Source organism: Vibrio sp. FF145 (assembly GCF_041439075.1).
Lineage (GTDB): Bacteria > Pseudomonadota > Gammaproteobacteria > Enterobacterales > Vibrionaceae > Vibrio > Vibrio tasmaniensis_A.
Window position 1 is genome coordinate 1 of sequence record NZ_JBGONH010000110.1, and the last position, 2816, is coordinate 2816.

Here is a 2816-nt window from a genome sequence, read left to right on the forward strand (position 1 = left end):
AGGAAAGCCCTCCGCGAAGCGGCTTAGTTCAACAGCTCTTAGACAGAAAAATTCTGCATTTAAATGTAGAATTTTTCTATCTAGTTTCTTATGCCATCAATTGTACTAAATTTAGTTCATCCATAACAGTGACTTATGATGTGCGCATTGAAATTCAACAAGCAAATATAGAAACTTTCTATCTAGTATGATTCACATTAAAATCATCAGGTTATGTACATAGAAACAGTATCTAACACCATGCAAATCTGACGTTCTTCCAGAGCAAATTAGCCCCTGTAAATCCAATGCTTGACCCTATACGGTAAGGTGTTTATATTGTCGCCCGCCCAACGGGGCACATCCTAAAATACACACCGGCCATCCTGCCATCATTCGTGTATTTATATTGGTGTTGTGAACTTCCATGCTAACGAAACTTCGTCCTTTTACTCGTGAATCGGGTGCGCTTATGCATCTTTCGGTTCCTATCATTTTGACTCAAATAGCGACCCAAGCGATGGGATTTGTCGATACGACAATGGCTGGCCAAGTAAGCCCTGCCGATCTCGCCGCTATTGCACTCGGCACAAGCCTTTGGATTCCTGTATTGCTGCTACTACGTGGTGTGATTATGGCCTTAACACCCGTTGTTGCTTACCACCGCGGTGCACGCGACTTTCAAAGTATCTCTGTTGAATTCTTCCAAATGGTTTGGTTGGCATTAATTGCTAGCGTATTACTTATCGCTTATTTAGTGAGTGCGAAACCGATCTTAGAATGGATTGGTGTTGCCGCTGAGATCATTCCAATTGGCAGTGATTATGCGTTCGCCCTCGCCTTTGGTGTGCCGGGTATTGCCCTGTTCTACACCTTGAATGGCTTCTGTGAGGGTATGAACAACACCAAAGTTCCGATGATCATTTCTGTGGTTGGTTTGTTGGTGAATATTCCGATCAACTACGTGCTTATTTACGGTAAGTTTGGCTTCCCTGAAATGGGCGCTGTGGGTTGTGGCTGGGCGACAAGCTTGGTTTATTGGTTAATGTCAGGAATGCTGTATTCCTACATTAAAGGCCATCACCACTACAAAACCATTATTAGTTTTGCAGACGCTAAACCAAAAGCAAAAGAGATGCTTCACCTTCTAAGATTAGGTTTACCTATCGGGATGAACATCGCGGTGTGTGGCAGTATCTTTGCGGTAATCGCACTGATGATTGGTCGTATTGGTGCAGAGAACGTGGCAGCGGCACAAATTGCACTTAACATCTCAAGCCTAACTTACGTGATTCCTATGAGTATCTCATTTGGCATTACGATTCGTGTTGGACATGCATTAGGCGAGAAAGACGAACTCGGAGCGATTGAGCGCAGCAAAGTCGGTATCTTGGTTGCAGCGTTAATTTCATTGCTTTCGGTTGCGATGTTCCTGCTGTTCCCTGAGTGGATCATTAGACTTTACACGACCGACCCTGCAATAAGCGCTACGGCAGCGGTATTGTTGACCTTTACGGCGATGTACCAATTCAGCGATGCATTGCAAACGTCTGCTAACGGCGCACTACGTGGCTATAAAGACACTAAGATCCCGATGATCTTAGCTATCGCTTCATACTGGGGCTTAGCACTACCACTGGGCATGGTGTTGGGCTTAACAGACCACATTGTTCCTGCAATGGGTGAAGAAGGCTTTTGGATTGGTATTCTTACGGGCTTAAGTATCTCTGCTACGCTGATGTTAATTCGCTTGCGATTCGTGATTAAGAAGCGCGATGTACTGCCTCCAATTAACGCAGCAATTCGCTAATACTGCTCTAGTAAGCGAATACCACACCGGAAAGTAAATGCAAAAAAGCGCGTTACTGCCACTAGGCAACAACGCGCTTTTTCTGTTTAAATTGAACTGTATTTATCTGTTTATCGCCAAATATGATCCAGCCGCAATCATTATTCCACCAGCACTTTGATTTAGTCTTTTATGTGCGCGTGGCGTTTTAAGTAAACTTGCCATTCTGCCAGCACCCATCGCAATCAGCATGACACCGGACATCAAAGCAACAAATGCTAAAACAGAAACCAAGACGATATCTTGTGAACGTAAAACCGTCAGGTCAATGAAAGTCGGTAAAAACGAAATATAAAACAGAATCACTTTAGGGTTTGATGCTGAAATCAAAAAGCCTTGTGCGAAACTTGCGAGTTCTGATTTCTGACTTTGCTTCGCAGCGAGTTCCGCTGAGCCCTGCACTTCAGGTAGGCTTTTAAACATCTTGTACCCAAGATAGATTAAATACGCCGCACCAAGGTAACGAATCACCTCAAAGGCAAACGACCAATTCTCGGCAATGGTCGCTAGGCCGAAGCAGGCGAGCGTAAGATAAATAAGGTCACTGCAAATCATACCTAACGAAAGCGTGATGCACTTGCGCCATCCATGAACCATACCACGAGCCAAAATCGCAAATACGCCAGGTCCCGGAGTAATACCAAATATAAACATGGCAATAAAAAATGTAACTGCGCCTTCTAGTGACATCTGCCGTCCCTCAAATATCATTCAACATTATAAGTTTTGAACGTATCACGGAGCTCCGATTCGGGTAAAGAACGTTTTTGTCTAAGAGCATATTTGACTAACAGCGTTTTTAACTAAGAACGATTCACACAACTCATGTTTTGAATAAGTGTCATACGTAATTTCCTCACAACACCTTCACTTAGTTCTAGTTCTAAGCCCAACGTCTTTTTCATTAAGAAACCAAAAGGCGAACCTAATGACTTAATGCCGTTCGGATAAGCATTATTGCTTGAACCTGAACGGATATTTGGCTGGG

The 2816-nt window shown here is 43.6% G+C and carries 4 protein-coding genes; 2 read left to right on the top strand and 2 right to left on the bottom strand.

What is annotated here, in order from left to right; genetic code table 11:
• The coding region (locus ACED42_RS21600) for a hypothetical protein (protein WP_371704114.1) at positions 1–191 on the top strand (191 nt) is incomplete at its 5' end.
• A gap of 215 nt (positions 192–406) precedes the next feature.
• The gene (locus tag ACED42_RS21605; protein WP_371704116.1) at positions 407–1789 is read left to right on the top strand and encodes an MATE family efflux transporter; all 1383 of its coding nucleotides are present in this window, start codon (positions 407–409) and stop codon (positions 1787–1789) included.
• A 102-nt stretch (positions 1790–1891) separates the two neighbouring features.
• Here the strand turns inward: ACED42_RS21605 and ACED42_RS21610 are convergent, their stop codons facing one another.
• Both ACED42_RS21610 and ACED42_RS21615 read right to left on the bottom strand, forming a co-directional pair.
• On the bottom strand, positions 1892–2518 hold the full coding sequence (locus ACED42_RS21610) for a LysE family translocator (RefSeq protein WP_135443654.1): 627 nt from the start codon (positions 2516–2518) through the stop codon (positions 1892–1894).
• 113 nt (positions 2519–2631) lie between these two features.
• On the bottom strand, positions 2632–2816 hold a 185-nt coding region (locus ACED42_RS21615; RefSeq protein WP_371704117.1), incomplete at its 5' end, for a hypothetical protein.